We start from the raw sequence: 23,593 nt of genomic DNA, 5'->3' as shown, positions 1-23,593 counted from the left end.
GACGGCTCCAAGTCGAAGTCGCGCCAGCAGTAGACCATAGCTGCTTGCCGACAAGCCGACCTTCAGCTTTGCGCCCATTTCGGCCATTCAGCCGACTTTCGGGGCTTCCCCGAAGCGGACATTCGCCGGGTGGGCATTATGGAGCCTGCCATCCAACCCTCAGCAGTACTCTTGCCAGTCAGCTTAGACCATCTGACCGGCTATCTCCGGGATGCGGAGGATCGTACTCACCGCTCTCTTACGTCGGGGGGCGGCAGACTGAACGATGCCGCGCTACTTCTTCGACGTAGGTGACGAGCGAAGCACTGACCACGACGCAGAGGGCACCATCTGCGCCGATGAGCAGGCAGTGAGCACGACCGCCAAGAGGATCCTGACCGACATCGCAGCCGATGAGCCGCTGCAGGCTGGGCAGACCAAGCTCTTCGCGACCGTGCGCGATGAGGCGGGACGTGTGGTCTACACCGCAGCCTTGAACATCACCGGCAGCTGGCTGCAGGTCCCGATGATCACGCCGTCGGCCCAGCTCGAACCCGAAATCGCCTGAGCGGCTCGGCCCCTTCGGCTGATTGCGCACGCAACCGTGGACTGATCCACTTCAAGGCGCTCTTGTCCGGAGCGCCCATCCTGACGAGCATCATCGCCACGCCCGAGCGCCGCAGAAGCCCTCGACCTGTCGACGATCAGGTCCAAGGCATAGAGACACTGCGATGGTATTCAGCACAGACAACCGACTGGTGGCGATCCTCGTCGTGGAGGACGAGGTGATGGTGCGCATGATCGCCACCGACATACTTACGGACGAGGGCTTCCGGGTCATTGAGGCTCGTGATGCCAAGGAGGCTCTGACCCTGCTGGAAGCCCGCACCGACGTGCGGGTTGTGTTCACCGACTGCAACATGCCGGGCGAGATCGACGGGATCGGCCTTGCCCATCTGGTTCACAGACGTTGGCCGCAGATCGGCATCGTCGTGACGTCCGGCAGAGTGAGACCTGCTCCTGGTGACCTGCCCCAGGGCGCGCGGTTCGTGGCTAAACCATATCGACGTTCGACCCTGCTGGATGAGGTGCGAGAGCTTCTCGGGCAGGACGAGGGCACGCCTCAGGGGGCTCCTGTGCTTCCGGAGAGCGTGGTTGTGCAGCCGCCGGTGAGTGGAACGAGCGGGGTAGCGCACGCAGCCCCGCTGCCGGAGCCTGACAAATCCTGACGCCGGAAGCTCCTATGCGGAGCTTTGTCTGCTGCACTGGGCGTTATGGAAACGAGCTTTAGTGGCCGAGGCAGGTTCGCCGACCGCGGCACGTTCCTGGGAGAGCAGTGTGACGCGCGCAGCCGGCACCTGCCAGTCCATCTGCGAGGACCGAAGCTCGGCAGCTTGCCAACGACTTGGACGCAGCGGCCGTGTCGCCACCCGCGTCGCTGCCGGTCCTCCGGGTCTTGGCTTCCGGGCGGGCGCGTTCTGAGCGGAGTGGTCAGCGATTGCCGCCACAGATCAGCACGATCAGCTTGCCATGAGCAAACGCGCATGCGGCTTTACCGTAACCGCTCATGCCGACAACCAGATAGCACGGCCGTGCACTCGGTGGCGCAACGTGTGTAGCCGAGCAGGCGACGATGCGTCAGAGGATCATCTATTGGACCGCCAGGCTCGGAAGCGCCTCCACTTTCGTCACCGGCGGCGGGTTCCACTTCCCAATGAGCGCCGCAGACTTCGGAGCGTACATGCGCATGCACAGATTGAACGCTCCTTTGGGCGCGGGCAGCCAGTTGGCTTCCTTGCCTGGCCCAGGATTTTCGTTTTGGACATAAATGTCCAGCGAGCCGTCAGCATTGTACTTGAACGGCATCCAGCTGCTGACGGCGAAGCGGTTGAGGCTGTTTCCAACTTGGAAGCCAGCCGAGTCATATAGAGTTATTGACCAGAAAGCATTGACGGGCGGCATAGCATCCTTCTCGAACGTAAGGGTGTATTTGTTCGCGCCTTCAAGCGGCTTCCCGGCCTCGTCGCCGAGATTGAGCGGGTAAATGGCGTCTTCCGGCACATTCGCACCAAGCCCTTGCTGCGCAACAATCGCACGCTTCAAGTAATAATTGCCGTAGACGCCCATCGTATCGGTGTTCATCGACCAGCCATTCGCCACCCGAGCCAACGTGGGCAGCTTCCAGGCCATGAGCTTCTGGCCGTCTCCAGGGGCGCCCTCGAGCGCCTCTCGCACTACGGGATCGAGTTTGCTGATGTCGAAGCTCTTGCCCACCTCGAAGCCAACTCTCTTCATTCGCGCCAGGATGGGCTCGTCGGTGGCATGCGGGGGTTGAAGCTTCAGCACCTCCGCGGCGTAGGCGAAGTATTTCCCAGCCGGCATCGTGTCCACTTGGACCTTCGGCGGCGTCTTCATGTCGATGCTCGGATCGATCTTCACTTCGGCCGGCCTCGGCGGCTTGCCCCAGTCCGAGAGGAGGGTGACCGTATATCCGGCCTGGATCTTGTGGACGGCGTCGTAATCCGGTGGGCCGTCCGTCTTGGTCCGGCCAATCAGCCAGACGTAGGGCGTTGGGGCGTCAATGCGCTGAGTGTCCTTCGGAAGCTTGAACTCCTCAACGAAGCGATCGCGCAAATCCGGCCTCCAGCCCGGGGGAGCCACCAGAAACGTCCCAGCCTGCGTGCCTGTCGTTCGCCAGCCGGGCGAGGCGAATGCATCCGTCCACATGTCCAGCATAGGCAGGAGGTAGTAGCGCCCATCGGTGTCGGGCGCGGTGATGACAACCGGCTCCTTCGTCATGTCGAGCCACGCGACGGAATACAGGGTGTCGAAGTTGGAGCGGACAACGCCCTTGAAATCGGCAGGGGGGTATTCCGGTATGTTGACGAACATGTTCATCGGGCCTTTTCCGAATTCCTTACCCGGCTCGATGTTCGTGAAAGTCTTTCGAGAAATCTCCATCGACAGGAGTGGGTAGAGATAAAGGTATGCGTCGACCGCTATATCACGCGCCTCCTCTTTGGAGATCTTACTCTGAGCTTGCGCCCCTGGGGAAAGAGCTAAGCCAGCAAGAGCACTCAGAACGAAAGCTGCCGTCAGCTTCATCACCTCGGCCTCCTCAAGATGTCGCATCCAGGATGTGGATGTTTGGCCTAGATTATCCGAGGCTTATTGGCTTCGGAGGTCGAGAGTGTACCTGTTACTAAGCAGGTAGCCCGCTCCACTCGCGATGAGGCAGTCGCCCCGGCCGCTCAGCGATCTCGTCACCGCGGCTCAGAGTGGAAAGGTCGAGGCAGCGATCACCAGCGCCGCACGCCGACCGCGCGCGGCCCATAATAGCCGCGCCGGACGACCCCCCCCGCGCGGGGACGATAGATCCCGCGCCGAACGCCGACCGCGCCACGTGGGCCGACGCATCCGGCCCGATAGATGCCCCGGGCACAGACGACGGCGTTCGCCTCCGTCGGGAGATAGGCGAGCACGCCCGCGAACAGCCCGACGATGACCAAGACGTATCTCATGGTGAGTCCTCCGCGTGCTGCCGGCCCGATCGCATCAGGGACGCCGAACCAGGGCGCAACGGGCAGGACAATAACGATCACCCACAAGCCTGCTTGACCGCTGGTGACATTCGCTTGGCTTATTGGAAAAGCTGAGACGCCGGTCGAATGAAGACGCGGTGCGCACGACCGTCCCGAATTGCCCTCATGACCGTAGATCCGAATGGACGGCGCTGTTTGATCCAGCAAGACAGCCGGTGGGATTTTGCGTGGCGCCGGTTGAGCGACGCTGTCACGCGTGCCTTCAGCAGGGATCACGAAGCCATACGGACGCGTGTGCATGCCCCTGGGCGGCGCACGTAGGCGCTCGACGCGGCATCACTGTACGGTTCATCGGCGCGCCCGTCGCGCCTGTGTGCGAACTCTGCGGTTCGGGAGGCGCGGCGGCACGACCGACGGACGATTTACCTGCAGGTCCGACCGGACGCTGCCGGTCAGAACTTGGCGACCAACGGTTTCGCCTCGGCGACTGGCTTCGGCGGTGCAACCCAGAGCGGGGCCGAAATCGAAAGGTAAGTCGCCGTGCCGGTGAACCGGTTCCGGACGTCGAACTCGCGGAAGAACCGGACGTTTGTCGAGACCGGGATCTCGCCGACCTTGAACGTGTAGCCGATCTGGCCGCCCAGCGAGGTGACACGTCCCTTGAACGGACCGATCCGGTTGCCCGCACCGCTGTCGCCAGTCAGCTGATCGTAGTAGTAGCCGACCAGGCCGATCGACAGTTCCTTGTTCAGGTACTTCGAGGCGGACCATTCCAGATGGAACTCGGTGCCCGTGAGATACTGCGTCGCTGGGTTGATCCAGTTGAAGGTGATGCCGGGTACCACCGAGAGCTCGTAGCCGAGTACCGGATCGAGGTAGGTTAGCGCGCCGCTGAGATCGAGCGCCGGGCGGTTGAGCGAAATGTTGGACAGCTGGCCGTTCTGGAAGGAGCCGGACGGCACGACGCCGAGGAGCGTGGTGCTCCAGTGGAAGTTGCCCGAGTGCCATCCCACGAACGAGGCGAGATAGATATCGCCGACGTTGAAGATGGCGTCATGCTCGCGCCCGGCGATGATGCGGTCGATGCGCGGCGAGGAGAGAACGGCGCCGGCACTGACGTTGGGCGTGCCGAACGGGATGGTCAGGGAGAAGCCGAGGTTGCCGCCGAAGATCTCGACCGGGGTGACCCAGATCGGCGTGGCGAAGTTCGCGCTGAAGTCGAGCTTGACGTTCGCGGCGACGACGCCGCCGCCCTGGAAGACACGGCCGCCGCCGAGATCGCCCGAATAATAGTAGGTCTCGTTCTCGAAGTAGAACCCCGGCGGCGGCGTCACGCCCGCGAGCGGGCCGCGGTTGCCCAGAACGTAGATGCCTTGCGCATATTCAGCCGCCTGCGCATCCGGCGCGGCCTGCAGCGCCGTGGCGCTCACAAGCGCGAAGCAAACCGACCGCCAAGATTTCGGCATGATCACGCCCTCCGCGAATCCGGAACTTACGGCCAAGCTCCCAGAGGCGCGAAAAACTTACAAGGATTAATCTCGTACGGCGGCGCACCGCTCGCCGCGCTGTTGCAAAATTGTGTTTCGGTCCCGCTGTTGAACACGTTCGCGGCAGCCGCCTGCATCTGACATCGGGAGGGCCGGAGGCAGCGGCTCGCATCCAAGCAGGATCGGTTGGTGCGATCAAAACGGTGGCGTCTGTCTCATAGGGTCAAGCAGGTTCCCCCGGCGGCCTTACCGTGACGCTGCCACCACCTGTGCCGTTCAGGCCGGTGCCGTTCAAACGAGACCATCAACTCTATCGCGTTTATCGCGGACGCGTTGCCGTGCCCGCTTGCTCCCGGTGCCCTGAGCCCGCGAACGGCGCCAGCGCCCCTTGCCTGCGCGGCTGACATGGCCGGTCCATCCGATTCAGGAGCCATCCGATGTTTCGCTCCGCTGGCATCGCTCTTGTGGTTCTGACCGCCTCGGCTGCCTGGGGCAGCGAGCTGCCGCGCTACGACATTGAGGCGACCTGCCGCGCCGCCCCGACCCTGCAGGGCAGCGCCGGAAACACAGACCGGAACTGCCTCAGGGACGAAGCGCAAGCCCGCGCGCAGCTGGGACAGCAATGGGCTGGGTTCGACGCGCGACGCCGGGACGAGTGCGTCCAGGAGGCGAGCCTCGGCGGGTCGCCGAGCTACGTCGCGCTGCTGACGTGCCTACAGATGTGACTGCAGGGAGAGCCGAGAGGGCTGCTGAGACACCCATTCCACCAACGGGGCGACCTGCACCACCGATGCGGGCAGTGACCTGACCGTTTGGAGTGCGCCCATGATGACTTACCCGTATTCCGAGACGCACACCTCGAACTTCCCTGATGGGCTTCGTCCCCCGGCATGGCGGCTCGACCTTCGGTTCGAAACTGCGCTCCAGTCGGAGCAGGGCTCCATCCAGTTGGGCGTCGCGCGGGAGGTCGCACCCTTGCTGAGGCACCTCGGCGCCGATCCCGACCCTGTCATCCGGGCCGCAGGTCTGGACCTCGCCATGCTGACCGACCCGGACGCGATCATCCCGCTGGGGGCGTTCTGCGAGCTCATCATCCGCTCCGGCGCCTGCACCGGCTGCCCGCATTTCGGGCTTCTCCTCGGTCAGAGAGTGCGGCTGTCGTCACTCGGGCTCGTCGGCAGCCTGATGCTGAACTGTGAGACCGTCGGCGACGCCCTGCGCACCCTCGTCCGGCATGTCGACATGCATTGCGTCGGCGCCACGACGGCGCTGATCGTCAAGGAGGGGACGGCTGTCTGGAACTGTGTGGTCTACGAGCCCGGCATAGATTGCGCCGACCAGATCGCCGATGCCGCCGCCGCGGCCGGCACCAACGTGCTGCGAGCCCTGTGCGGCGCGGACTGGTCCCCGACCGAGGTACTCCTGCCGCGGTCGGTGCCGGCTGACGAGCTGACCTACCGGCAGTTGTTCGGGGCGCCCGTCCGGTTCAACCGCGAGGTGGCATCTCTGGTCTTCCCGGCGTTTCAGCTCGACCATCCGATCCCCGGCGCCGACCCCGCGCTCCTGCAGACCTTGCGGGAGAGACTGGCGGAGCAATCACGCAGGGCCACCCCTGACTTCGCTTCGCGCCTCCGGCACCGTGTCCGAATTGAGTTGATGCATGGCCACTGCTCCGCTGAGCGGATCGCAGGGCTTCTCTGCATGCATCGCAGAACCTTGGCCCGGCGCCTGAGCGCGGAGGGGACGACGTTCAGCGTGGTGGCGGACCAGGGGCGCTTCGAGATCGCCCGCCAGCTGATCGACCACACCGACATCCCACTCGCGCAGATCGCGGCGGCGCTCGGCTTCTCAGAGGCCAGCGCCTTCACGCGAGCCTTCCGGCGCTGGTCCGGGGACAGCCCGAGCGCCTGGCGCACAGGGCATCGGAGATGAGACGGTCCGGCGCGTTCCCGCAGCGAGCATTGCTCTCGATAGAGCCGGGAGGCATGCCTCAGATAGTCAAGACGGCAGCAGAAAAAGTCATGGCCTTTTCACCAAACTGCAGGCCGATGTCCCGAACTGTCAAGCACGCTTCCGCGAATCGACTAACGTGAAGATTGCGCTGATCTGCGGGGACCTTTGCAGAGTGTAGGGCCGTCGCCTCGCAGAAAGATCGACTGAGGTCCGCCTAGATCATCGGGCTCACCGACAGCCTGCTTGCGCTCCGCCTGACGGAGGCCGCGCGCCGCCGCTGATCGGCGGCCAACGGAAGTCGCGGGCCGAGCCGAAGGGGCCAAGCCATGACGTCTGGGCTCGTCGATGTTGCCACTCGCGTGCCGGAGCCCGCCGGTCGCCCCGGCATGCGCTGGATCCCGGGCGGCACCTTCCGCATGGGCTCGGACCGACACTATCCCGAGGAAGCCCCGGTTCACCGCGTGACGGTGGACGGCTTCTGGATGGACGAGAGCCCGGTGACGAACCGGCAGTTCAGACGGTTCGTTCACGCCACTGGCTACCGCACCGTCGCCGAGATCCCGCCGGATCCGAAGGACTATCCGGGCGCGCTGCCGCACTTGCTCTTTGCCGGGTCCCTCGTCTTCGTGCCCCCGCACGGGCCTGTCGACCTGCGGCACTGCAGCCGGTGGTGGGGATTCCTGAAAGGGGCGGACTGGCGTCATCCCTATGGCCAGGGCAGCTCGATCAAGGGTCTCGACGACCATCCCGTCGTGCATGTCGCGTTCAAGGACGCCGCGACCTACGCCGATTGGGCCGGGAAGGCTCTGCCGTCCGAGGCCGAGTGGGAGTTCGCCGCCCGCGGCGGTTTGGACGGGGCGGAGTTCGCCTGGGGTGACGAGTTCGCGCCGGCCGGTCGCCCGATGGCCAACACCTGGCAGGGAGACTTTCCCTACCTGAACACCGCCGACGGCTCCGTCCGGCGGACGACGCCGGTCGGCGCCTTCCCGCCGAACGGCTACGGCCTCCTCGACATGATCGGCAACGTCTGGGAGTGGACGGCCGACTGGTTCGCGCAGCGGCACCAGGCCGAAGCCGCGAAGGCCTGCTGCATCCCCCAGAACCCGCGCGGCGGGCGCGAGGCGGACAGCTTCGATCCCCGTGACCCGCAGAGCCTGATCCCGCGAAAAGTGGTGAAGGGCGGCTCGCATCTCTGCGCGCCGAACTACTGCCGGCGCTATCGGCCGGCGGCCCGCCATCCCCAGCCCATCGACACGTCCATGAGCCACGTCGGCTTCCGGACCATCATCAGGGAGAGGAGCTGACCATGAGCCACGGCGATCCACGTGAGGCTTCAAGGTCCATTCGGTCGATGCATCCGCCGGCGTTCCCGGGTGACGCCGAAGCCGGGCGCTCGCGCGAGATGCGCGTCCGGGAGGAGCCGCGCAAGTCCGCTCGCCCGGCGTTCCGGCGGACCTGCACGGCGCTCGCCGGCGGCGTCCTGCTGGCCGCAACTGCCCTGACGCCCGCGTGGTCGCAGGCGCCGCAGCAGCCGTCATCGAAGCCCAACATCCTGTTCATCATGGGGGACGACATCGGCTGGATGCAGCCCAGCATATATCACCGCGGCCTGATGGTCGGCGACACGCCAAACATCGACCGCATCGGCCGTGAAGGGGCGATGTTCACGGACTATTATGCCGAGCAGAGCTGCACGGCCGGCCGGAACGCCTTCTTCACCGGCATGCATCCTCTGCGAACCGGCATGATCCCGCCCCAGCTTCCCGGAAGCCCGTCATACCTGCGGCCGGGCACGCCGGCGCTCGCCAAGTTCCTACGCGATCTCGGCTACAACACCGGCGAGTTCGGCAAGAACCATCTGGGCGATCATACGGACTCGCTGCCCACCGCTCACGGCTTCCAAGAGTTCTGGGGCTATCTCTACCATCTCGATGCCATGCAGGGCGTGAGCTTCCCCGACATCAACAAGAGCGCGTCCGAGCAGACCATCGCGCCGCCTTGCAGGAACACGCCGGTCCCCGGCCTGCCCGACACGCCGGGCGCAGTGGATCAGAAGACGACCATCTGCCTGATGCCGCCGCGCCCGATGATTGCCTGTACCTCGTCCGACGGGACGGCGGGGAACCAGACCTGCAAGGACGAGGGGCCGCTGACGCTCGACCGCTCCCGGACGGTCGACGAGGAAATTTCAGCCAAGGTCGTCGACTACCTCGACCGCAACGACCCGAAGAAGACGAATAAGCCGTTCTTCGTCTGGTACAACCCGGCCCGGATGCACATCACGACGATGCTGTCGCCGAAGTACGAGGCGATGCTGGGGGAGAAGGGCGGAAAGGACTGGGGCATCAACGAAGTCGGCATGAAGCAGCTCGACGATAACATCGGTGTCGTTCTCAAGAAGCTCGAGGAGATGGGCCAGCTCGACAACACCATCGTGGTCTTCACGACGGATAACGGGGCGGAGGTGATCACCTTCCCGGACGGTGGTGTGACGCCCTTCAAGGGCGGCAAGCTGACCACCTGGGAGGGCGGCATGCGGGCGCCGCTCGTCGTCCGCTGGCCGGGTCACATCGCGCCGGGAACGGTCAAGACGGAGATGATGGCGGCACTCGACTGGGTGCCGACGCTGGTCAACATCGCGGGCGGCGAGAAGGGAGACGGGCTGAAGAAGCGGATCGAGAGCGGCAGCTATCCCGGCATCGCCAAGACGACCCTCGACGGGATCGACCAGCGCGACTTCCTCGAAGGCAAGGCCAAGTCGGCCAGGGACACGTTCTTCTACTATACGGGCCCCATTCCGTCGGCGGTGCGATACAAGAACTGGAAGCTCTACTTCGCCATGGCCGGCGCAGACGGTACGGGCGGCCTGCTCGGCCCCCAGACTTTTCACTGGACACAGATCGCCAATATCAAGCGCGACCCCTTCGAGATCACAGTGGTCGACAACAAGTCGCTGACGGCGATGGGCGGCGCGCTTGCCGCGCCCAGCACCGCCTATCTCTACGACTGGAACATCCTGCCCATCGGTCAAGCTCTGTGGCTGAGGGAGCTTGAAACCTATCAGGCGTACCCGCCCATGCAGGATCCAGCCAGCTACAACCTCAGCCAAGTCCTGGACCAGATCAAGAAAGCCAAGACCTCCAGCCATGCCGGCGAATAGAGGTCCGGACTGAATCTCGGCGGTCGCCGATGCCGGCGACCGCACCTGAGCAATTCGAGGGCTGCGGGACCAGCGCGCATTCAGGTGTTCGTACGTCTGACCCGTCCACGCTGCAGATCTTGCGGGCCTGACGCCGCTGCACGGTCCGTTCGATGGTTAATCAGGAAAGCTTACCATGGACACGCACCGCCGCGGATGGCTCGGACTGCTCGCATCTGCCCTCGTCGCTACGGTCGCCGTTGCGCCCGCGGCCGCGCAGCCACGAAAGCCCAACATCCTCGTCATCATGGGCGACGACATCGGCTACTGGAATATCAGTGCCTACAATCGTGGCATGATGGGGTACCGCACCCCCAACATCGATCGGATTGCCAACGAGGGTGCGCTCTTCACGGATTACTACGGCCAGCAATCCTGCACGGCAGGCCGTTCAGCCTTCATCACCGGTCAGAGTCCCTTGCGAACCGGTCTCCTCAAGGTGGGTCTGCCCGGGGCTAAGGAAGGCCTGTCGGAGCAGGACCCGACCATTGCCGAAATGCTCAAGCCACAGGGGTACGCGACCGGTCAGTTCGGCAAGAATCATCTTGGCGACCGCAACGAGTTCCTTCCGACGGTGCATGGTTTCGACGTGTTCTTCGGCAACCTCTATCACCTGAACGCCGAGGACGAGCCGGAGCACCCGGACTACCCGAAGAACCCCGCCTTCCGAGCGCAGTTCGGCCCGCGCGGCGTCCTGAAGTGCACGGCAACGACGATCGACACGCCCGGTGCTGAGCCACGCTTCGGTCCCTGGGGCAAGCAGACCTGCGAGGACACGGGGCCGCTCACTAAGAAACGCATGGAGACCATCGACGCGGAATTCCTGGCAGCCACGAACGACTTCATTGACCGCGCGAACCGGGACAAGAAGCCCTTCTTTGCCTGGTTCAACTCCAGCCGCATGCACATCTGGACCCGGCTCAAGGCCGAAGCGGAGGGCAAGACCGGGCTCGGGATTTATCCGGATGGCATGGTCGAGCACGATGGACAGGTCGGCCAGCTTCTCAAGAAGCTCGATGACCTTGGTATCGCCGACAACACCATCGTGATCTACACCACCGACAACGGTGCCGAGACGTTCACGTGGCCAGATGGCGGCACGACGCCGTTCCGCGGCGAGAAGAATACCAATTGGGAAGGCGGCTATCGCGTGCCCGCAATGGTGCGCTGGCCCGGCCTGGTGCCGGCCCGAACCGAGATCAACGAGCTCTTCTCGGCCGAGGACTGGGCGACGACGCTGGTGTCCGCGGCCGGCGAGCCCGAGATCAAGAACAAGCTCCTGCAGGGCTACGAGGCGGCCGGCAAGACCTTCAAGGTTCACCTCGACGGCTACGACCAGCGCGAGCTTCTCGCTCGCAGCGGTCCAGACAAGCGCCGCGAGTTCTTCTACTGGACGGACGACGGCAACCTGGCCGGCCTTCGCTACGAGCAGTGGAAGGCGGTGTTTCTTGAACAGAAGGCGGAAGGCCTCGATGTCTGGGCCCAGCCGATGGTGCAGCTGCGCCTGCCGATGCTGTTCAACCTGCGCTCCGATCCCTTTGAGCGGGCCCAGCACGAGTCGGGCGACTACGTGCGCTGGTTCATCGAGCACGCCTTCGCGCTCGTCCCGGCCCAGGCGCTGGTCGCGCAGCATCTGGGAAGCTTCCAGCAGTTCCCGCCGCGTCAGCGCCCCGGCAGCTTCTCGATCGAACAGGCCATGGAGAAGCTCAGGCTGCCGCCCGGCAGCAACTAGCCGCGGCATTGTGCAGATCCGGGAGCGGGGAACATGAAGACGCCCATTGCCTCAGGTGCTTCAGGCCATCTCAACCGTCGGACTGCGCTCACGGCCTTGGTCGGGCTTCCGGTTCTGGCCGGATCGATCCTGCCAGCGTTAGGTCAAGCGCCGACGTCCTCTGCCGCCTTCTTGGCCTCCTGGAACGAATCTGCGTCGAAGCAGGCGATCACAGACTTCGTCAGTCGCGTCACGCAGACGGGCGGATCCAACTACGTCGAGCCGGCCGAGCGGATCGCGGTGTTCGACAACGACGGCACCCTGTGGACGGAACACCCGATGTACGTCCAGCTCGCCTTCGCGCTCGACCGCGTGAAGACGATGGCGCCCATGCACCGAGAGTGGACGAACAAGCAGCCGTTCCAGGCTGTGCTCGACGGTGACATGGCAGCCCTGGCCGCGTCCGGCGAGCGCGGCATGATGGAGCTGGTCATGGTGACCCATGCCGGCATGACGAGCGCGGAATTTGCCGCGATCGTCTCGCAGTGGTTGGCAACCGCCCGGCACCCACGCTTCAAGCGGCCCTACATCGAGTTGGTCTACCAGCCGATGATCGAGCTGCTCGGCTACCTGCGCGCGAACGAGTTCAAGACGTTCATCGTCTCGGGCGGCGGCGTCGAGTTCATGCGTCCTTGGACCAACCGCGTCTACGGGGTCCCACCCGAGCAGGTTATCGGGTCTTCGATCAAGACGAGGTTCGAGATGCGCGATGGGCGTCCCGAGCTGTACCGCCTGGCGCAGGTAAACTTCATCGATGACAAGGCTGGCAAGCCCGTCGGCATCAACGAGTACATCGGCCGCAGGCCGATCGCGGCTTTCGGCAACTCCGACGGCGATCTTGAGATGCTGCAGTGGACAACCATGAGCGGCGGCGCGCGCCTGGGCCTGATCGTCCATCACACAGACGCCGAGCGGGAATACGCCTACGATCGGAACACCGCCTTCGGGCGTCTCGACAAAGCTTTGAACGCAGCCACGGCCAACAACTGGGCGGTCATGGACATGAAGAGGGACTGGAAGGTGATCTTTCCTTTCGAGTTGGGCTGACCTTCCATCCTTGCCTCTCTGAAGCGCCAACAGGGGCGGGACAGCCACGCTCCCAAGCAAATCTCATTCGGGGTTCACAAGTGTGGCGCGTACCGCGTGACGGTAGCCTCTTCTTCGAGGTCGAACACGATCACGCCAAAGGTGCGCCGAGTGAGCGCGGCGGAGGGCAGGAGGACGGAGGGAGGACAAGCGCCGTGAGGCGTCTGAAGCTGTTTGGGCAACGCACGCTGGTCTTGGTCCTCGGCCTGGTAACGATCTGGCTGATCCTGGTGCTGTTCTATGACGTCGCCGACCGTCGCCTGCCGCTCGTCCTAGCGCTTGCGTCCACCTACGCCGCCGCCGCCTACCTGATCCTGCCGCGCGCAATCAGGCTCGGCGCGCACATCCTCAATCGGGGCCGGGTCCCTTTGTACACGCTGACCGGCGATGGCCTGCCGGGCGATCCCGTCAATCTCGTCCTGATCGGCGCCTTCGGCGAGTTGCGCCGCGCCTTCGCCCTTGCCGGCTGGACGCAGGCGGAGCCACTCGGTCTCGGCAGTTCCTGGAAGATGGCATGTGCCTTCGTGCTGAACCGGCCTTATCCGAGCGCCCCTTTCAGCACGCTCTACCTGTTCAACCGAGGGCAGGATGTCGGCTTCCAGCGGCCGATCGGCGACAGCCCGCGCAAGCGTCACCACGTTCGCTTCTGGGGCCTCCCCATTGAGCACGCCGAGGCGACCCTCGACACCGCGGCCTTTTGGCTCGCGTCGAGCCGGCCGGCTGCTTCTGAGCGCGCCTTGTGGGTCGGCGCCGCGACCAAGGATGTTGGTCTTTCTCTGACGCGCCTCAGCTTCCAGATCACCCACGCGACCGATCTCGACACCAATGCGGAGCGCGCGTTCCTCGTCCGGGAGTTGACGGAGCTCGGCGGGATCGGACCGGTGCGCTACCACCTCCCAGGCGAGCGGTTGCCGCTCGGTATGGTGAACCGCTACGTCAGCGACGGCTTGGTGGCCGTCGCGGACCTGAGCCGGGGCGCCGGCGATCCGCGTCGTCGTGACGGCTCAGCCCTAAGCGACCTTCCCAGCAAACCCGGCAGAGCCTGAGCGAAGGGCGAGTTTCACCAGCGAATGGAGCGAGGCATGTCACTCATCGAGGAGCTTCTCGCGACCCCACGCAACATGTCGACCATGTCCAAGTACACGGCGGTGAGTGGCGTAATGTACCTCGCGGCCGGAGCGTTGCTCATCGCCTGGCCAGGCGCGACACAGGCGCTGTTCCGGGAGCGGGCTTTCGTGGGGGATGAGCAGGGACTCGTCCGTGTCATCGGCATGGCAGTTGCCGTTATCGGCTGGCTATACCTGTTCGGGGGCCGTTCGGGTGCACGGCAGATCGTTGCTGCGACAGTGGTCAACCGGCTAACGTTTGTTCCGGCGGTTCTCCTGGCTCTGGCCGCATCCGGCGTGTTCCCCCATCTGCTGGTGACGTTTGCCATTCTCGACGCGGCGCTTGCCGTCGGTACGTGGGCACTGATGGCTCGGAGGACGGTCTCACCGTGAGCCGCTCGCGTGAGGCGTGCGCAACCGGAGACCGGCTAAGGCCGGATCGTTGTCCGGGTCTGCGTCTGCTGCCCCCGCCTGCCGGCAAGGACGCTTAGGGCCAGGAGCGCCAATCACCGGCACTCCAGCGTCGGACCTCGTCCGCCAGTACGGGTAGAGGGCTGGACGGTAGGCCCGGGCTGATGCCGCCCATATCGCGCGGCGACCACTGGCGCCGCGGGACGGTTCGGGTTGAAGGGCAGAGCGCCGGCGCTGGCCGCCACGAAGCCCGCCGGCGCCCGGAGGGCCTCCGGCCGCCTTGGCTGCGGGAGATGGGGGCGGCGTCTCACTAGATGCGCAGGTTGCGGGCTCGGGACGGTAGACCGCCAGCGGGCGTGCAGGCGTCGTGTCGCGCGCAGGCGGCGTCGAGCGCATCGATGGACGAGAGCGGCGCGTTGTTGCCCACGCCGCAGTAATTGCCGTGCGGGAGCAGCGCCGGCTCACCCCAGTATGTTGTCCCCGATTGGGCGATGGCCGGCGAGGTCAGGAAGAGGGCGAGCAGCAGGGGCGTTGCCATCTTGCGAGGCATGGCGAGCCCACCTCTCGGATTGGAGCTTATGGCCAACGCGCCGAACCCAGTCTGGGTGGCAGGGTCCTCGTGGAGAACCCGGTACCATAGGTCAGCGAGTTCCCCGCCGCGGAGATCGTCATGCTAATCGAAGCTGCCCTGACGCAGGCTGAGGCGGCTGATATTCACACAAGGCTGCGGCGCTCTTCACGATGAGCAGTATACATTCGTTGAGGTTATGGTGTTTCCGCCGTGTTCCTGCGAGTTCCAAATTCCTGGAGACACCGGCGCATTAGGTGGGGCGGAAAAATAGTAGTTTCTCGTATCGAATCCCTGCGATCCGTCCCGTTTGGTGTAGGTTCGGAACAGCTGGAGCGTGCACCTGTAGTACGGTTTGTTGTCTGGATTTATCACGAGCAGCGGGTAGAATGGCGTCGGCGATGGCAGATACCAAACAAAGTAGGGCGCCGCCTGCGCCGGAATGCAAGACGCAGACGCGTGAAGTATTGCCATGAAGGAGCACGCGACCCTGGCAAGCATGAGAGCCTCGTTTTTTATTAAAGGAGCAGTCACTTATGCTACGCGTGCAGAAGTCTTGTCACAAGCGTACGAACTAAATGGCGCCCACGAGGTGGTTCATTGCCGAATCCGATGTCGCTGGCGAAGTCAGGACGATGTCTGGGGGTTAAGGAGGCGGCCGAAATGGCTGCGACGCGTGGCGGCGACCGGCTTGCCGGCGATCTATGTCTGCTTACCCACAGCGTGAGCCCCGAAGCGGACAAGCGGCTATCGGCCAAATTCAGCCGTTCGGCATTGCGCCCATCTCGGCCGTTCAGCCAATGTCGCCCGCTTCTCCGAAGCCGACATGCGCAGGGGGAGAGTGAGGTCTCAGAGCGCCACGCCTGCAGCATCATCGGTCAACACCGGGGCGCGCAACGCTATGTGCCGACCTCGCACTTCGCCCGATCCAAAATATCGGTCAGGTCAGCCGGAACCCTCAACCACGCGTTGCAACGCCGATCCCATCGGTGAGCCCTCGGCGCTACCTCAATACTCTGGCCTCCGGACCGCACAACTCCGGCCGACCGCCAAAGGGAGGATCGGACACCGGATCGAGCGGATGCAGCCTGCTTGCCGATCTTCCTTGATCCGGTCTCGCCGTGAAATGAAGCTCTGCTCCGAATTCCCAGGGCTCACGGCGCTGAGCGCGGACATCGAGGATCTGGCCGAAGCGCCAAGCGTCAGCCCCTCTCTTGTTCCGGTCAATCTCAGCCTGGGTTACTCTAGATTGCGCCGAACGAGGTTGCGTCGCACGGATGTGCGTGGGCCTTATACACGGTCGGAGCATGACAGAGGTGATGCAGCGTTAGCGTAAAAGGCATCCGTAATACCAGAGCCCGGCCTTCATCTCGGCGACTCGATGTAAGCCGAAAGTGTTCGCGCCTGAGATCGAGACAGGTCTTAACTGGATGTTATCGATTGGCTCGCAACCTGTGGTGCGTGACGCTGTCGCAGGCGTCACGTCACGCGACCCATCCTGTAGGCTGCTGCCCGCGATCCTTAACGGTGACATACTGATGTTGCTCAGAGCATTGAACAAGGCTGTCACGGAAGCAGAGGCCAAGCTCGCAGCGCTCGACAAGTCACAGGGCATCATCGAATTCGACTTGGATGGGAATATTCTCACCGCCAACGCGAATTTCCTGGCGATCCTTGTTTACACGCTGGCTGACATTCAGGGCGCACATCACAGTCGGTTCGTGGAGGTGGCCCATCGAGACAGCGCCGAGTACGCGGATTTCTGGGCCAAGCTGCGCCATGGGGAGTATCAGTCCGGCCGGTACAAGCGCGTCGCCAGCGATGGCCGCGAGATCTGGATCAGGGCGTCGTACAATCCCGTTCGGGATCGCTCGGGAAAGCCCTGCAAGGTCGTCACGTTCGCCACCGACTTTTTCCTCGGCAGCGCGCCGGCGCAGCCGCTCGCGGGCGAAGCGCTCGAGCAGGCGGGCTGTGTCGCGATCGAGGTCGCCAAGAGCCTTGGCTTGTAGCCTGTAGGCGAGCAGCCGCAGCAGCAGGCCTCGCGAGAGCTGCGGTGGAGGCGCGCTGCGCAGCCGCTGCCGCCAGCGGCTGCGAAGGCCAGCGAGGTCGAGAGCGCCGAGGGCGGCAATCTCCCGCTCAAGATCCGTATCGGCCTGAGCAAGAGCGCTGCCCGCAGCGGCGGAGGAAGGCATGTGCATCTCCGGCTCAGGCAGCAGAGTTGTGGATTGCAGCGGCTGTGGCCTCGGTACTGAGCCGGTAGGTGCTCTGACCCTCTGCACTGAGGGTGCGCGTCAGGCCGTAGCCGCGCTTGCGCAAGCCGGTGAGAGCGGCCCGTGTGGTGTGGGGCAGCCATCCGGTGGCGCCGATCAGATCCTGCAGCGTGGCGCCCTGCTCCCGCTGCACTAGGCTCAGCATCAGGGCCAACTTGCTGCCGGACCGCGGTTCCGAGGCGCGATCGGCCACTTGATCGTCGCTCTCCAGCGAAATCGCTGGCGCTGCAGCTTCGGAGCCGAGCTCGGCCAGTCCGGCTGAGGTGATTCGCAAGCCGACAGGGCCGCTGGCGATCTCTCCCCAGCTTGGCTGATCCGCTGTGACGGTGACCTGCGTGGCGAGGTCAGCGCGGGTCAGCTTGGCCGCGAGCGTTCTAGCTGCTCGGGGGCTCAGCCCATCTGGGCGGGTGAGCAGCAGGTCCTGGCGCTCGGCCGCGGCGCGGAGGAGGCTGAGGTGCATCTCGCTGAGGGGCATGGCTTGTCCTGCGGTGGTTGAGGCAGCTCGTGCTGCCACCACCGCAACCCTGCGGACCGGCACGGGTCGGCAGGGGATCCGAGTGGCCTCAGGGGGCCTGCTCGGGACGGGAGCATGTCCGCTCGGTTCGCAGCAGAAGTCCAGTCGCGAATGCGGGCTTTGGAGAACGAGCTGATTCGCCTCAGCGCGGCGAACAGCGTCTCTGAGGGCCAGCGAACCGGTCTCCTGGCATGGCGGTCCGGCGGATGCGGAAGCTGCTTCGAGAGCTCGCGAGAATGGGCCTGCTAAGCGGTACCCGAACGCCTCCGCAGGGCGGCTGGAGAATGGGCGCCAGAATGCCCGCATTCCGCTAAGTGCCTGAGATCTCGACGATCTCTGGCGTGTTCGGAAACGGCGCGGTTCGCGTCGAGTGGGTGGTGGTGCACGCAACCGACAGAGAACCTGTCTCTGCGGCGGCTTCCCTGTTCACGCGGAATGAACAGGGAAAATGGCCCGGGATAACAGACTGAGCGTGACGTGACGCTGCTGATCCGCCTGGCGCAGCAGATACTTGCAAGGCATTTCCCTGCTCACCGAAACAGGGAAACTGTGGCAGCGGAACAGCGATCGCAGCAGCGACTTTGTTCGCATTTTGTTCTTTACAGGGAAGGGGTGCCGCTGTAGGAAGCTCGGCAGGAGCGGCGTCAGGGTTTGCCTCGCTACGACCACGCATCGGCAAGCGTCGCTCTTAGTCGGCAGCCTCGGTAACCTTAGTGGGCCAGAGAGTGGGCGAGCAGACGACTTCATCCGGATCTCCGTTCAGGAGGCTGGGGATGTCGATGCTCGCCTTGTGCTGCCCAGACGATCCTCTGACCTGCTGATCCGGAGATCCTCCGTCACCCCGCACGCGCTCCCCGCGCGTGCTCACGACCGAGGCTCTCATGTCCAAGCCACCACGCACGCGGCTGCGCGCTGCCAGCAGCTCCCCTCCCCCGCGCTCCAACACCTTCCTGCCGGATGGCGTCGAACTCGTCTCGACAGCCGCGCTCAAGGCCTATGCCCGCGACCTCCGCCAGCACCCTGACAAGCAGGTGGCTCAGATCGCCGCCAGCATCCGCGAGTTCGGCTTCCTGGTGCCCGTCGTTGTTTCGCCCGGCAACACCATCGCGGCCGGCCATGGCCGCTGGCTGGCGGCCAAACAGCTCGGCCTGCCGCAAGTGCCCGTCATCCGGGCTGCTCACCTCTCGCCCCAGCGCCTGCGCGCCTTCCGGCTGGCCGACAACCGCCTGGCCGAGAACGCAGACTGGAACAGAGAGGCGCTGGCGCTGGAGCTGTCCGAGCTCACCGGCCTCAACCTCGACTTCGAGCTGGAGCTGACAGGCTTCGAGGTTGCCGAGATCGACCTCATCATCGACGGCGAGGCGACTGCTGCCAAAGCCGATCCTGCCGACACTTGTCCGGCTCCGGCGGCAGGTGCTGCCGTCTCGCGAAGCGGCGATCTCTGGCAGCTCGGATCGCACCGCTTGCTCTGTGGATCGGCCCTCGAGGCGGAGAGCTACGCGCTCCTGCTCGCAGGCGAGCCGGTGCGCATGGTGTTCTCCGATCCGCCCTACAACGTGCCTGTCTCCGGCCATGTCTGCGGCTCGGGTCAGATCCAGCATCGCGAGTTCGCGATGGCGTCGGGCGAGATGAGCGAGGCGGAGTTCGTCGCCTTCCTGGCCCGAGCCATGGAGCTGCTGCGCGAGAGCTTGGTCGCTGGCGGTCTGATGTACCTCGCCATGGATCATCGACACGTCTTCGAGCTCACCTCTGCCGCGCGCCGCGTGGATCTCAAGCAGCTCAACATCTGCGTGTGGAACAAGACCAACGGTGGCATGGGCTCGTTCTACCGCTCCAAGCACGAACTCGTGTTCGTGCTCAAGAAGCCCGGCGGCGCGCACCTCAACACGATCGAGCTCGGTCGCCACGGCCGCTACCGCAGCAACGTCTGGGACTACGCGGGAGTGAACACCTTCGGCCGTCGCCGTCTGGAGGAGCTTGCCTCACACCCGACGGTCAAGCCCGTCGCTCTGGTGGTCGATGCCATCAAGGACTGCACGCGGCGGGGTGAGCGGGTACTGGACGCGTTCTGCGGCTCAGGCACGACGCTGATCGCGGCTGAGCGTGCAGGACGTGTCGGCTACGGCATCGAGTTGGACCCCGCCTACGTCGACGTGGCCGTGCGCCGCTGGCAGGCACTCACCGGCAGAGCTGCTGTGCACGATGGCACCGGCATGACCTTCGATGAGCTCGCCCGGCAGCGCCTGAACGACGGGCCGTCGAGTGAGACCAACGGCCGCGCCAGTGTGAGCGGCGCAGACGCACGCGGCAGTGAAGGTCAGGAGGCGGCTCATGTCTAAGAAGCCGTCCCGGCATCCATCTGCCGATCGCACACCAGAGTACGAGGTCGGTTACGGCTGCCCTCCCCTCGCGAGCCGTTTCAAGCCGGGCCAGTGCGGCAATCCCAAAGGCAGGCCGAAGAAGGCGCAGTCCCTCGCTGCCGCCACGGAGCGCGAGCTCGAGCGCATCGTCGTCGTGCGCGAGGATGGGCGCGAGAAGCGGCTGACCAAGCGCGAGGTGATCGGCCGCCGCATCGTCAATGACGCCTGTCGCGGTGATCTGCGCGCCACGCGGCTTCTTCGTGATCTGACCGGTGTGTCCGGGCCGACCGGCACAGCGGTTCCTGCCGGGAGCAACATGATCGCGCCTGCCTCGCTGCCCGTCGATGCCACGGATCAAGCCATCATTGCGGAGTTCGCGGCGCTGATCCGCACAGGGGCCGCCTTGGTCACTTCGGAAGATGTGCTCGCGGCAGAGTTACTTGGCTCTGATGCGCAGGGGCATGAGGACGCCGTGGTCCGACCGCCCTCCCCGACCAGTCACTGAGGAGCAGGGTCATGATCCACGATGCTGCCCTGCGTGACGCCATCCTGCGTCAGCACCTCTACTTCTTCATCTGGAAGGCCTTCGCAGCGCTTCATCCGGGCCAGGACTTCACCCCGGCTTGGCACGTACGCGCCATCGCTCATGCCCTCGAACGCGTCGCCCGCGGCGAGTGCCAGCGACTGCTGATCACCGTGCCGCCGCGGCACCTGAAGTCGATCTGCACCGCGGTTGCCCTTCCAGCCTGGCTGCTCGGCCGGGATCCCGCGCTCAAGATCATGGTGGCGAGCTACGGAGGCGAGCTGGCCACCAAGCACGCCCGTGACTTCCGGGCGGTGCTGTCCGAGGACTGGTACAAGGCCCTGTTTCCCAGCACGCGGCTGGCGGTGGGCGGCAATCGCGAGGACGAGCAGCTGACCACCGCCCGAGGCGGCCGCAAGGCGATCTCGCTGGGCGGCGCGGCAACCGGCTTCGGCGCCGACCTGATCATCGTCGACGACCTGATGAAGGCGGCGGACGCGGGCTCAGCAGCTGAGCGAGAACGGGTGAAGGCCTACTACGAGCAGACGCTGCTCTCGCGCTTGAACGACAAGGGTGCGGGCAAGATCATCGCGATCCAGCAGCGGCTGCACGAGGACGATCTGGCGGGCTACCTGATCGGCACGGGTCAGTTCGAGCACCTGAACCTGCCGGCAAAGGCGATGGCAGACGAGGTCATCCCGATCGGCTTCGGTCAGATTCATCGCCGTGCCAAGGACGAGGCGCTGTGCGAGGCACGCGAGCCAGTTCCGGTACTCGACAAGTTGCGGCTCGAGATGGGCGCCTTCGCGTTTTCGGCTCAGTATCAGCAGGATCCGACCCCGCCGGGCGGCAACCGCGTGCGCTGGGAGTGGTTTGGCAGCTACGACGAGGTTCTCCCTCGTGAGGCGTACCAGTTCGTCGTCCAAAGCTGGGACACGGCGCTCACGGCAGAGCCGACCAGCGACTTCTCTGCGGGGCTGACTTGGGGGTTTTACAGGGGCAACTGGCATCTGCTCGATGTCGCGCGTGAGCGGCTGGACTTTCCTGACCTGAAGCACCGCGTGCGCGGGCTGGCCCGCCGCTGGCGTGCCGATCTCGTGCTGATCGAGCCGGCTGGTTCAGGTATCTCGCTGCTTCAGCAACTTCGGGCCGAGGAGCGCGGTCACTGCATCTACAATGGTTGCAGTCCCCGGCAGGACAAGCGGATACGCTTCGAGGGGCAGACAGCTCGCCTGGAGAGCGGTCGTTACTGGCTACCGCGGGAGGCGTCTTGGCTCGAGACGTTCCGGCGTGAACTGCTGGCCTTCCCGCATGGGCGCTACGACGATCAGGTCGACAGCCTGGTGCAGTTCCTCGAGTGGTCGGGCTCGCCGCGCGGAAAGGGTTTTGTCCAGCGCGATCCTGTGACGGGCCGGCGGCTGGCAAGCGTGCGACCTGGGGGCTACGGCTTTGAGCGCGGGTAGCATGGCGGTCGCGAGGTTCGTCCGCCAACGGCAGTTGTGAGTCCAAGTGCGCCGCATTCGAAGGCGCACAGGCTGTTGATCAGCTTGATCGTAGCGCTCGCAGGAGCGGGTTGTGAAGAATAAATCAGACAGTTGTCGATGTAGACGCGGTTGACTCAATGCAGATTAGCAGACATTCTGCTTTGCGCCGATCGTGTTGAAAAACTCCGAGGCGCAGTCTAAGACCTCTATAGCTAGTGTTTGCCGTCCGCCGCCGCCCCAGTTGTTGTATGTCGATGCCCTCAAGAGAGGGTCAAACGGTGTTTTTCAACACAATCCGCCCAAAGTTGCCATTCAGCGGCGTCAGGCAGCATCCCGAAAGCGGACGCAGCGGCAGCAAATGTTCAGGTGTGAATCGCACCAGGATCTGACACATGGGCCGCGCGGGACAGCGAGTTTCAGAACCGCGGAGGCGAGCGGTGGGTTGATAGGAGGCAATCTTGTCGGAGCATCGGCATGGAACCGCACGTCTTTCAGCGCGACGGCGTTTCGTTCCGGATTGAGTTTCAGGGAGCCGAGTTCGGATGGGAAGGTCGCCTCTTCATCGAGGGCCATCCCACGCTGCAGGTGGTGCGTGTGCTGAACGCCTGCGGTTTGAGCAAGGGCGAGGCACGCAGCACCATCGTAAGAGGCTGCGAGGCGATGGCCGCGGAGATCCAACGGTCGGATGCGGCGAGGCCGTACGGGGGCGCGGTCATGCGCCCTGCCACGCGCGTACCAACTTCATTCCGCAGGCGGCCGAGCAGGGCGCGGATCTCGCCCGGATCATGGATCAATCTGGACACCGCGATCCGCGCACGGTGCTGGACTACATTCGCCAAGCCAGCGCCCTCAACGATCGCTCAGGCTGAGGATTCCTGTGAGCATCGGCCGCTATAACATCTGGTATTGGCAGGGCTGTTTCAGGCGGAGAGGGTTTCCTCATGCAAAGGAGCTCTGCCGTGGTGCACCCGGATCGGCTTGCGCAGATCGATGAGCAGTTCGCCGCCGCAGATGAGGCGTGGGCGCGCGAAGTTCGAGGTCTCTACGGCGGCAACCCATACTTCCACCGTGACAAGCCAAGCGGGCGTGGCCAGCCAGACAGCGCCCTGCGCTCAGCCTACGAGGCTCGCGAGCGCGCCTTCGCGGCCTGGTGCTCTGCACGCGGGCTCGACGCAGCAACGCGCTTGCGTGAGGATGAGGAGCTTGCTCATCAGCTTGCGTGAGGATCAAGGATTGCTGGCGACCGAGAGCCGGCAAACCCGCTGAAGGATCAAGCAGCCTGAGCTGTTCGTCTGGATGCCCGGCGATTTGACCCTTGGGTCTTTTGGCTGTCTAGCTGG

21 protein-coding genes and 1 pseudogene are annotated in these 23,593 nt (G+C 64.7%); 16 read left to right on the top strand and 6 right to left on the bottom strand.

Annotated elements, in window-relative coordinates:
* The first annotated feature begins 265 nt into the window (after positions 1-265).
* Both MOX02_RS23785 and MOX02_RS23780 read left to right on the top strand, forming a co-directional pair.
* Positions 266-547: a DUF6894 family protein gene (locus tag MOX02_RS23785; protein WP_147028305.1), complete on the top strand. Its 282-nt coding sequence runs from the start codon at positions 266-268 to the stop codon at positions 545-547.
* A gap of 163 nt (positions 548-710) precedes the next feature.
* The gene (locus MOX02_RS23780) at positions 711-1,208 is read left to right on the top strand and encodes a response regulator (RefSeq protein WP_147028304.1); all 498 of its coding nucleotides are present in this window, start codon (positions 711-713) and stop codon (positions 1,206-1,208) included.
* Positions 1,209-1,629: 421 nt separating this feature from the next.
* On the opposite strand, the gene MOX02_RS23775 is transcribed toward MOX02_RS23780, so the two are convergent.
* The 3 genes from MOX02_RS23775 to MOX02_RS23765 form a co-directional block, all read right to left on the bottom strand.
* Positions 1,630-3,084: a DUF1254 domain-containing protein gene (locus MOX02_RS23775; RefSeq protein ID WP_147028311.1), complete on the bottom strand. Its 1,455-nt coding sequence runs from the start codon at positions 3,082-3,084 to the stop codon at positions 1,630-1,632.
* 194 nt (positions 3,085-3,278) lie between these two features.
* The gene (locus MOX02_RS23770) at positions 3,279-3,500 is read right to left on the bottom strand and encodes a hypothetical protein (protein WP_147028303.1); all 222 of its coding nucleotides are present in this window, start codon (positions 3,498-3,500) and stop codon (positions 3,279-3,281) included.
* Between the two features lie 473 nt (positions 3,501-3,973).
* Positions 3,974-4,987, bottom strand: coding sequence for a SphA family protein (locus MOX02_RS23765; RefSeq protein WP_147028302.1), 1,014 nt, complete (start codon positions 4,985-4,987; stop codon positions 3,974-3,976).
* Between the two features lie 458 nt (positions 4,988-5,445).
* On the opposite strand from MOX02_RS23765, the gene MOX02_RS23760 reads away from it, so the two are divergent.
* The 8 genes from MOX02_RS23760 to MOX02_RS23725 all read left to right on the top strand — a co-directional run bounded on the left by MOX02_RS23760 (position 5,446) and on the right by MOX02_RS23725 (position 14,516).
* Positions 5,446-5,733, top strand: coding sequence for a hypothetical protein (locus tag MOX02_RS23760; protein ID WP_147028301.1), 288 nt, complete (start codon positions 5,446-5,448; stop codon positions 5,731-5,733).
* A gap of 100 nt (positions 5,734-5,833) precedes the next feature.
* Positions 5,834-6,940, top strand: coding sequence for an AraC family transcriptional regulator (locus MOX02_RS23755; protein ID WP_147028300.1), 1,107 nt, complete (start codon positions 5,834-5,836; stop codon positions 6,938-6,940).
* A gap of 347 nt (positions 6,941-7,287) precedes the next feature.
* Entirely contained in the window at positions 7,288-8,265 is a 978-nt protein-coding gene (locus MOX02_RS23750) for a formylglycine-generating enzyme family protein (RefSeq protein ID WP_147028299.1), read from the top strand.
* Positions 8,266-8,363: 98 nt separating this feature from the next.
* Complete coding sequence (locus MOX02_RS23745; protein WP_147028310.1) at positions 8,364-10,121, top strand: arylsulfatase; 1,758 nt, start codon at positions 8,364-8,366, stop codon at positions 10,119-10,121.
* A 175-nt stretch (positions 10,122-10,296) separates the two neighbouring features.
* Positions 10,297-11,892 (top strand): arylsulfatase, encoded by a 1,596-nt coding sequence (locus tag MOX02_RS23740; protein ID WP_147028298.1) that lies wholly within the window; start codon positions 10,297-10,299, stop codon positions 11,890-11,892.
* A 33-nt stretch (positions 11,893-11,925) separates the two neighbouring features.
* Positions 11,926-12,978: an HAD family hydrolase gene (locus tag MOX02_RS23735; protein ID WP_147028297.1), complete on the top strand. Its 1,053-nt coding sequence runs from the start codon at positions 11,926-11,928 to the stop codon at positions 12,976-12,978.
* A 194-nt stretch (positions 12,979-13,172) separates the two neighbouring features.
* A complete protein-coding gene (locus MOX02_RS23730) occupies positions 13,173-14,063 on the top strand; it encodes an LssY C-terminal domain-containing protein (RefSeq protein WP_147028296.1) in 891 nt (296 codons plus the stop codon).
* Between the two features lie 36 nt (positions 14,064-14,099).
* Complete coding sequence (locus tag MOX02_RS23725) at positions 14,100-14,516, top strand: hypothetical protein (RefSeq protein ID WP_238179773.1); 417 nt, start codon at positions 14,100-14,102, stop codon at positions 14,514-14,516.
* Between the two features lie 328 nt (positions 14,517-14,844).
* Here the strand turns inward: MOX02_RS23725 and MOX02_RS23720 are convergent, their stop codons facing one another.
* Positions 14,845-15,084, bottom strand: a complete 240-nt coding sequence (locus tag MOX02_RS23720; protein ID WP_174804960.1) for a phospholipase A2 family protein — start codon at positions 15,082-15,084, stop codon at positions 14,845-14,847.
* Positions 15,085-16,532: 1,448 nt separating this feature from the next.
* Between MOX02_RS23720 and MOX02_RS23715 the strand changes: the two genes are divergently transcribed.
* Complete coding sequence (locus tag MOX02_RS23715) at positions 16,533-17,111, top strand: PAS domain-containing protein (protein WP_147028309.1); 579 nt, start codon at positions 16,533-16,535, stop codon at positions 17,109-17,111.
* Here the strand turns inward: MOX02_RS23715 and MOX02_RS23710 are convergent.
* Together MOX02_RS23710 and MOX02_RS23705 are read right to left on the bottom strand one after the other, a co-directional pair.
* A pseudogene (locus MOX02_RS23710) lies at positions 17,079-17,294 on the bottom strand (DUF2924 domain-containing protein); the annotation flags it as partial. The gene MOX02_RS23715 and the pseudogene MOX02_RS23710 overlap by 33 nt on opposite strands.
* A 13-nt stretch (positions 17,295-17,307) precedes the next feature.
* Entirely contained in the window at positions 17,308-17,847 is a 540-nt protein-coding gene (locus tag MOX02_RS23705; RefSeq protein ID WP_147028294.1) for a DUF3489 domain-containing protein, read from the bottom strand.
* A 920-nt stretch (positions 17,848-18,767) separates the two neighbouring features.
* Between MOX02_RS23705 and MOX02_RS23700 the strand changes: the two genes are divergently transcribed.
* The 5 genes from MOX02_RS23700 (at position 18,768) to MOX02_RS23680 (ending at position 23,476) form a co-directional block, all read left to right on the top strand.
* Positions 18,768-20,225 (top strand): site-specific DNA-methyltransferase, encoded by a 1,458-nt coding sequence (locus tag MOX02_RS23700; protein ID WP_147028293.1) that lies wholly within the window; start codon positions 18,768-18,770, stop codon positions 20,223-20,225.
* Positions 20,218-20,751, top strand: a complete 534-nt coding sequence (locus tag MOX02_RS23695) for a DUF5681 domain-containing protein (RefSeq protein ID WP_147028292.1) — start codon at positions 20,218-20,220, stop codon at positions 20,749-20,751. Before MOX02_RS23700 ends, MOX02_RS23695 begins: the two co-directional genes overlap by 8 nt.
* An 11-nt stretch (positions 20,752-20,762) precedes the next feature.
* Positions 20,763-22,232, top strand: coding sequence for a phage terminase large subunit (gene terL / locus MOX02_RS23690; protein WP_147028291.1), 1,470 nt, complete (start codon positions 20,763-20,765; stop codon positions 22,230-22,232).
* Positions 22,233-22,727: 495 nt separating this feature from the next.
* Positions 22,728-23,150 (top strand): hypothetical protein, encoded by a 423-nt coding sequence (locus MOX02_RS31485; RefSeq protein WP_170267969.1) that lies wholly within the window; start codon positions 22,728-22,730, stop codon positions 23,148-23,150.
* A gap of 62 nt (positions 23,151-23,212) precedes the next feature.
* Complete coding sequence (locus tag MOX02_RS23680; protein ID WP_147028290.1) at positions 23,213-23,476, top strand: hypothetical protein; 264 nt, start codon at positions 23,213-23,215, stop codon at positions 23,474-23,476.
* Positions 23,477-23,593: the final 117 nt, after the last annotated feature.

The organism is Methylobacterium oxalidis (genome assembly GCF_007992195.1).
Classification (GTDB): domain Bacteria; phylum Pseudomonadota; class Alphaproteobacteria; order Rhizobiales; family Beijerinckiaceae; genus Methylobacterium; species Methylobacterium oxalidis.
The sequence above is the reverse complement of the archived record's forward strand: the minus strand, read 5'-3'. Positions and strand labels throughout refer to the sequence as shown.

What these genes read in the sequence shown, in the direction of transcription:
- MOX02_RS23785 (WP_147028305.1), top strand. Translation starts at nt 266, where the DNA reads ATGCCGCGCTACTTCTTCGACGTAGGTGACGAGCGAAGCACTGACCAC.
- MOX02_RS23780 (WP_147028304.1), top strand. Translation starts at nt 711, where the DNA reads ATGGTATTCAGCACAGACAACCGACTGGTGGCGATCCTCGTCGTGGAG.
- MOX02_RS23775 (WP_147028311.1), bottom strand. Translation starts at nt 3,084, where the DNA reads ATGAAGCTGACGGCAGCTTTCGTTCTGAGTGCTCTTGCTGGCTTAGCT.
- MOX02_RS23770 (WP_147028303.1), bottom strand. Translation starts at nt 3,500, where the DNA reads ATGAGATACGTCTTGGTCATCGTCGGGCTGTTCGCGGGCGTGCTCGCC.
- MOX02_RS23765 (WP_147028302.1), bottom strand. Translation starts at nt 4,987, where the DNA reads ATGCCGAAATCTTGGCGGTCGGTTTGCTTCGCGCTTGTGAGCGCCACG.
- MOX02_RS23760 (WP_147028301.1), top strand. Translation starts at nt 5,446, where the DNA reads ATGTTTCGCTCCGCTGGCATCGCTCTTGTGGTTCTGACCGCCTCGGCT.
- MOX02_RS23755 (WP_147028300.1), top strand. Translation starts at nt 5,834, where the DNA reads ATGATGACTTACCCGTATTCCGAGACGCACACCTCGAACTTCCCTGAT.
- MOX02_RS23750 (WP_147028299.1), top strand. Translation starts at nt 7,288, where the DNA reads ATGACGTCTGGGCTCGTCGATGTTGCCACTCGCGTGCCGGAGCCCGCC.
- MOX02_RS23745 (WP_147028310.1), top strand. Translation starts at nt 8,364, where the DNA reads ATGCGCGTCCGGGAGGAGCCGCGCAAGTCCGCTCGCCCGGCGTTCCGG.
- MOX02_RS23740 (WP_147028298.1), top strand. Translation starts at nt 10,297, where the DNA reads ATGGACACGCACCGCCGCGGATGGCTCGGACTGCTCGCATCTGCCCTC.
- MOX02_RS23735 (WP_147028297.1), top strand. Translation starts at nt 11,926, where the DNA reads ATGAAGACGCCCATTGCCTCAGGTGCTTCAGGCCATCTCAACCGTCGG.
- MOX02_RS23725 (WP_238179773.1), top strand. Translation starts at nt 14,100, where the DNA reads ATGTCACTCATCGAGGAGCTTCTCGCGACCCCACGCAACATGTCGACC.
- MOX02_RS23720 (WP_174804960.1), bottom strand. Translation starts at nt 15,084, where the DNA reads ATGCCTCGCAAGATGGCAACGCCCCTGCTGCTCGCCCTCTTCCTGACC.
- MOX02_RS23715 (WP_147028309.1), top strand. Translation starts at nt 16,533, where the DNA reads ATGTTATCGATTGGCTCGCAACCTGTGGTGCGTGACGCTGTCGCAGGC.
- MOX02_RS23705 (WP_147028294.1), bottom strand. Translation starts at nt 17,847, where the DNA reads ATGCCCCTCAGCGAGATGCACCTCAGCCTCCTCCGCGCCGCGGCCGAG.
- MOX02_RS23700 (WP_147028293.1), top strand. Translation starts at nt 18,768, where the DNA reads ATGTCCAAGCCACCACGCACGCGGCTGCGCGCTGCCAGCAGCTCCCCT.
- MOX02_RS23695 (WP_147028292.1), top strand. Translation starts at nt 20,218, where the DNA reads ATGTCTAAGAAGCCGTCCCGGCATCCATCTGCCGATCGCACACCAGAG.
- terL (WP_147028291.1), top strand. Translation starts at nt 20,763, where the DNA reads ATGATCCACGATGCTGCCCTGCGTGACGCCATCCTGCGTCAGCACCTC.
- MOX02_RS31485 (WP_170267969.1), top strand. Translation starts at nt 22,728, where the DNA reads ATGGAACCGCACGTCTTTCAGCGCGACGGCGTTTCGTTCCGGATTGAG.